Annotated in this window: 4 protein-coding genes; 1 reads left to right on the top strand and 3 read right to left on the bottom strand. The window is 64.8% G+C overall.

What is annotated here, in order from left to right; genetic code table 11:
* Together G446_RS0113165 and G446_RS0113160 are read right to left on the bottom strand one after the other, a co-directional pair.
* Positions 1–2748 (bottom strand): P-loop NTPase family protein (locus tag G446_RS0113165; RefSeq protein WP_026410485.1); only part of this gene is annotated, 2748 nt, incomplete at its 3' end.
* Between the two features lie 110 nt (positions 2749–2858).
* Positions 2859–3596, bottom strand: a complete 738-nt coding sequence (locus tag G446_RS0113160; RefSeq protein WP_026410484.1) for a CPBP family intramembrane glutamic endopeptidase — start codon at positions 3594–3596, stop codon at positions 2859–2861.
* A 161-nt stretch (positions 3597–3757) separates the two neighbouring features.
* On the opposite strand from G446_RS0113160, the gene G446_RS18025 reads away from it, so the two are divergent.
* Complete coding sequence (locus tag G446_RS18025) at positions 3758–4570, top strand: PaaX-like protein C-terminal domain protein (protein WP_051286010.1); 813 nt, start codon at positions 3758–3760, stop codon at positions 4568–4570.
* A gap of 88 nt (positions 4571–4658) precedes the next feature.
* Here G446_RS18025 and G446_RS0113150 read toward each other — a convergent pair whose 3' ends face one another.
* Positions 4659–5132, bottom strand: coding sequence for a hypothetical protein (locus tag G446_RS0113150; RefSeq protein ID WP_026410483.1), 474 nt, complete (start codon positions 5130–5132; stop codon positions 4659–4661).
* Positions 5133–5641: the final 509 nt, after the last annotated feature.

Here is a 5641-nt window from a genome sequence, read left to right as displayed (position 1 = left end):
ACGCACTCGGGGATTCTCAATGCGTTTGATCACGGCAAGAGCCCTATCGATTTCGCCCGCCCTGGCCAGAGCATCCGCGACACCCGCCAAAGCCCGACCACGTCCCCAAAGCTCCTTGATTTGCTCGACCGCACGCATTGCATTCCTGATAATCCACAGCGCCTCACTAGTCTTTTTCATCCTAGCTAGAGCGCCCGCAATATCCGCCAGACCCTCCGCACGCACTCGAGGGTACTCGATCTGTCCGATCAACTCAAGAGCATCATCAATTTTGCTCATTCTAGCTAGAGCGCCCGCAATATCCGCCAGACCCTCCGCACGTATCCAACGATCCTCGATCTGTCCGATCAACTCAAGAGCATCATCAATTTTGCCCACTCTAACCAGCATGCTCGCAACATTCGTCAGAACCTCCGCACACGTATAGGGATCTTCGATTTTCTCGACCACACCCCTAGTAGCAACGATAAAAGATGAAACCACATAATCGCCTCCGTCGCGGCCATCAATATTCTTAAATGAAGATCGCACCTGTAAGACGCCTTTCTCTATTTTAAGAGAAGCAAAAAAAACATCTAACAGACTCTTTAGATTTTCGTTGTCGCTATTCCCGAAACCGTTGTCAACACCGTAGACGACCATAAGAACTTCCATCAGAAAATGCAAAATATCCCAGCGAAGCCTTTGGTGGGTCGCCAAAGAGTCCATAGCGGCACGAAGAAACGGCAAAAACGTGTGCGTGTAATTGCGGTCAGCCCTCATGACCACCCCCACCATTTCCTTGATTGCGTTCACTCTGTCCCGCGGATCATCAATAGCCAAAATCATGTCCAACATGGCCTCGGGAGTGGGGTTTAAATACAGCGCATGGAGTTTAAGTAAACCAGGCACATAGGCGGACATACGTGCAAGCAGGCCCCTCGACTCGGCAATATCAAGAAGTGGGGTTACCGTATCTTCGGGGAGTTCTCCGCGATTCACGCTCAATGTTTTTAAACACTCGCGATCGATCATTCTCAGAACGTGTGACCTCCGTCCGGACCGGCGCCGCATCTCATCGTATCGACCCCGGTCGAGAACAACTCGAACAGAAGAACCGTCATCTGTCTTATCGTTAAACACGAGATCGAAGCAGGCTCCACTCAGCACATAGCTGGGAGTACTCGGGCCCCAACCTCTGCTGGCGCACTCCTTCACCCACTTCCGGATGATCGCGCGGTAGGGAGCCAGCGCCTTCTGGCGGATCGGCGCCCACCAACGCTCGTCTTCGGGTTCGTCCCCCTCCCCGAAGGAGTTCGGATCTAGCTCCAGAATGACGGCGCGCTCCACGACGTCGTGACCCAGGCGATAGGCCAGAACCTCCTGGCCACCGAATCCGACATCGATGGGCGTCAGTATACGTCCCGGTGATCGGTCCACATATTCTCTCACATCCCAAGTGCGAGTCCTCTGATGTCTATGCGTGGTAAGGAGCCTGCTCAGGTCCTGCACGGTGAGGACGCCGCCGCAGGCCGCCAAGAATGCTCCGATATCCACGGCGACATCGGACTTGAAGAATTTCGCAATATCCTTTCTGTTAATGCTCTTCTCGGCGATGGGAGAGGGTTTCAGGGAGACGATTCTCCTATTCGTATTCGCATCACAAAGGACATCTTCCGGCAGACGCGGGTTGGGGCGCGACGCGGTAATAATCTTCACCCCCTCGGGAAGGCGCGACGGCAGCAGCGAGAGGATTGATTTGGCATCCGCTCCGTCTGGATTCTCGAAGTAGGAGTCCTCATCGACTCCGTCGATGAGGAGAACCAGGGGCCGGGGAGTGGCCTCGGAACGACACGCCGTCGCCGCTCGACGCAGCAACTGGCGGAACTCGGTGTGCTGAGCCGGATCACGCACGGGTTCGGTGTACTCGTGTCCAAGAATCTTCGCGAGTTGCGCACCCATGACGAAGGCGAAGCTCCCTCTGTCATTCCCATCGCCACCGATGCGACGGATGAAGAAGGACACCATGTGCACGTCGTCGGGCGAGTCCAGCGCGAAGGATACCATGACTGCGGTCTTGCCGCTGACCATGTCCGCCTCCATGGCGTACCAGACATCGTCCGAGCTGTGCACAAACGCTTTGAGATCGGCCATCTCCGATTCACGGTCTTCCAGACGATCCGGGGCGAGATCGCGAAGCACCTCGATGTGATCATTAATGACGACGCTGGTCTCCTGAACCCCCGGGCGATCGAGTAATCGCTCAATCCGCTGAAGCCTGGCGCAGTCCTCATTAACCTTTTTAAGAAGAGAGGCCAGCGCCTCCTTCTCGGTGAACAAATCGGCAATGCGCTGGCACGCCACATCGAGAACCCAGTCGAAGGCCTGCCTGGCCGACTCATCCGCCAGAGCGCACTGCCGTTCCTCACTGCCCAAATCGCGGAGTACCGGGCGGAGCGCCTCCCAGTCGTAGCCCGCGGCGAGCCTGTCCTTCTCCGAGAGCCGGTCGATAAGCGGCGCGACATTGGCCGCCGCCACATGCCAATCGGCCTCGGAGATCCCCTCGTGCTCCCGGAACAGTTGATCGGCCACGTCGTCGGCGATCTTCTCGGCAGAGACTGCTCGCTGCCCTCCGCTCCTGAGGTTCTTGAGCAGCCCGGCACCCTCGCCGATCAGACTGGCAGCAGTTCCCTGCCCGGAGGCGATGAGAAGCAGCCTTGTGATCGACACGCCGATATCGATGAACGTGTCGGAATCCTTGGGCTTCATGAGCGCTCCTCGGGCTGCGGCGCGTGAGGCGGAACTGCCCCACCCTATCGCAGCATGCGCTCGCCTTCGAACCGGGACGCGAGCCCCGCCGTCGTCCGCTGGAGCGCCCCTCACCCCACGAGGGCGACGCCGTAGAGGATGCCCCGCATGAGGGCCGGGTCGCCCAGGAAGTGGGTCATGGCGTGCGCGATGAGCGGCGGGGTCAGACTCCTCCTGCCGTACATGTAGAGGGCCGAGAGCAGTCCGAACAGGACGAAGCTGGAGATCATGTACGAGGGCCAGACGTGGTGGCCGACGACGCCGTGGTAGACGCCCATGACGGCCCCGGTGGTCACGATCTGGACGAGGCGGCCCGTGCCGCAGCGCTCGAGCCGGTCCAGGATGAGGCCGCGGACCGCGATCTCCTCCCCGAAGGCGAGAATCAGGCCGACGCTCATCATAATGGGGCGCTGCCACGACCAGGCGAGGGGATCCCCGCCGCGCGCGTAGCTCATCGCCACCCACGCCAGTCCGTAGACGACGGCGACGGCCACCGCCGCCCCGCGGGTGGGGCGACCCCATCCGAGTTCGCGCAGGCCCTCGCCGTGCAGGCGCTGGCGCCACCACACGAAGCCGATGACGACGAGCACGCCCGCCAGGAAGATGACGTCGATGATGAGGGCCGCGTTCAGGCTCGTGCCCCACGAGTCGTACACCCACTGGGCTCCCGTGAAGAAACAGGCCCCGCCGAGCACGGCCCAGAGCACCGCGACGGCGAGCCCCACCTCGCGCCAGGCCTCGGCCCGGCTCAGGGGCGGGCGGGATCCGCCGGGGGCGGGGGGACGGCCGGTCTTCTTCCGCTGCGTCATCAGTGCTCGCTTTCTTCACGTTTCGTGATCAGGATGAGACTCAACGGTAGTGCGGCGCCGCGCCGCGTGTCCACCGGAGCCGCACCGTCCCTCGCGCCCGCCCCGCCCGCCAATCCCCGCATCCGCCCCTCATCCGGGCGCGACGGGCGCAGGATGAGGGCATGGCACACGCTTCCCACCCCTCCGCCGTCGGCCGTGGCACCCTCGCCTTCCTGTACGGGCTGTGCGAGGTCGAGGAGCTGCCCGGCTCCTACCTGGTCGAGGTCTTCGGCGCGCTGAACATGAGCGCCTCGGGCGCGCGCTCCTACCTCGCCCGCGCGGTGGCCGACGGCCGACTCGTCTCCCACCGCCGCGGCAGGCAGACCGCCTACGCCCTGAACGGCACGTTCCTGAGGCGCTACCGAACCATCGAGCAGAGATTCATAAGTCGGCCCGACTGGGAGGGCCGCTTCCACATCGTCATCTACGACATCCCCGAGATCCGGCGCTCCGAGCGCGACGCCCTGCGCGCGGCCGCGTTCGCCGACGGCTGGGCCTCGCCCCGCCCCGGCGTCCTGCTGGGCATGCGCCCGCCGGGCGGCTGGGCCGAGTGCGCCGGATGCTCCGCGGGGCGCCTCGACGTCGACCTCGCCGCCGCGCGGGACCTCGCCGCGCGCGCCTGGCCGCTGGACGAGGCGGCGCGGCAGATCCGCCGCCTGGCCGCGCACCTGGAGGACGTCAAGGACCGCTGGCGCGACCTGGACGCCTCGGACGACTCGCGCCCCGCCCTCCTGGCCCGGGTGGTGAGCGCTCACGACATGCTCAGCAGCGCCACCTATGTGTGGGGCACGCTGCCGGCCCTGCCCGCGCAGATCCTCCCCGCGGACTACCCGCACGACGTCCTGGCCCGGATCAGCGCCGAGCTCGCCGGGCCCCTCATGGAGTCGGGGTCACGGGCCTCGGCCCGGCTGCTGGCCGCGCACCGGGACTCCTGAGTCCCGAGGCGCCAGCCGCCATCACCTTTTCAGGGACCGGAGCCGCTTGTCCCTGCCGAGAACCTCCCCGCGCCCGGCGGCGCGCCGGTTACAGCAGTCCGGTCAGCAGCCACAGGGCGGCCGCGACGTACACGGCGGCGTAGCCGCAGTGGATGGGCAGGTTGAGGCGGAGGAAGCGCTTGATCTCCCGCTCGGGCACATCCTCGGGGCCGCCCTCGGCCAGGTGCTCGGCGCGGGCGAACCCGGAGCCGACGTGCACCGCGTACCACAGCGGCATGGCGGCGACGGCGAAGATCTGGGCGGCCAGCGGCGCCCGCCCGGCGTTGAGGGCCAGCGACACCGCGGCCACCACGACCTGCCCCAGGACCCAGGCGGCGTACCTGGTGCTCACGTGCTCGTCCCGGTTGAAGGGCAGCAGGAGCCGCTGGAGCTCGCGGCGTCTCCCATGACTCAGCGTGTGGGTGAAGAAGGACCCCATGGTCACCACGTAGGAGATCATGAAGCCCGCCAGCACGGCGGTGTAGACGACGTTGACGGCGTACAGGGCGGCGGCGGGGCTCACGGGCCCACCGTAGCGTCGATTGCCGCCACTTGTTCGGGTTCACCGCTGCGGGGCGCGGTCGTAGTGGGGCGGGTGGGGCTCCTGGGGCGGGCCGTGGCGGGGTTGTGTCCGAATCTGTTGCAAAGGGCCTCCGCGGCGGGATCGGCCGCGGATGAAAGCGCGTAATATCAACGATTCTCCTCCGGCGCTTCGGCGGGATCGGGGCCTTTGCAACAGATTTGGACAAACGGTGCCGCCGCGTGCCCCGGGGAGGGCGGTCAGGCCCGGCGGCGATGACGACGTAGGCCCGGGGCGCCGTCGCGGGCCCCGGGGAGGGCGGCCACGGGTCGGACGACGACCATGAGGGGCGCTCCGACGGCCGAACGAGACCCGCGGGAATACCGCTCGGTCCGCGAGCACGTCACTTCGTGCGCGAGATCGTCACTTAACCTCGATCTTTCATCGTCTGGTTGGGTGGGGTTGGGCGGCGTCGTTGCCGGTGCTGCGGGGTTGATTGTGGCATGGGGGTG

It is taken from the genome of Actinomyces dentalis DSM 19115, from assembly GCF_000429225.1.
Classification (GTDB): domain Bacteria; phylum Actinomycetota; class Actinomycetes; order Actinomycetales; family Actinomycetaceae; genus Actinomyces; species Actinomyces dentalis.
The sequence above is the reverse complement of the archived record's forward strand: the minus strand, read 5'-3'. Positions and strand labels throughout refer to the sequence as shown.

Bases quoted from the DNA above. Each gene is read 5' to 3' on its own strand.
- G446_RS0113160 (WP_026410484.1), bottom strand. From the start codon at position 3,596: ATGACGCAGCGGAAGAAGACCGGCCGTCCCCCCGCCCCCGGCGGATCC.
- G446_RS18025 (WP_051286010.1), top strand. From the start codon at position 3,758: ATGGCACACGCTTCCCACCCCTCCGCCGTCGGCCGTGGCACCCTCGCC.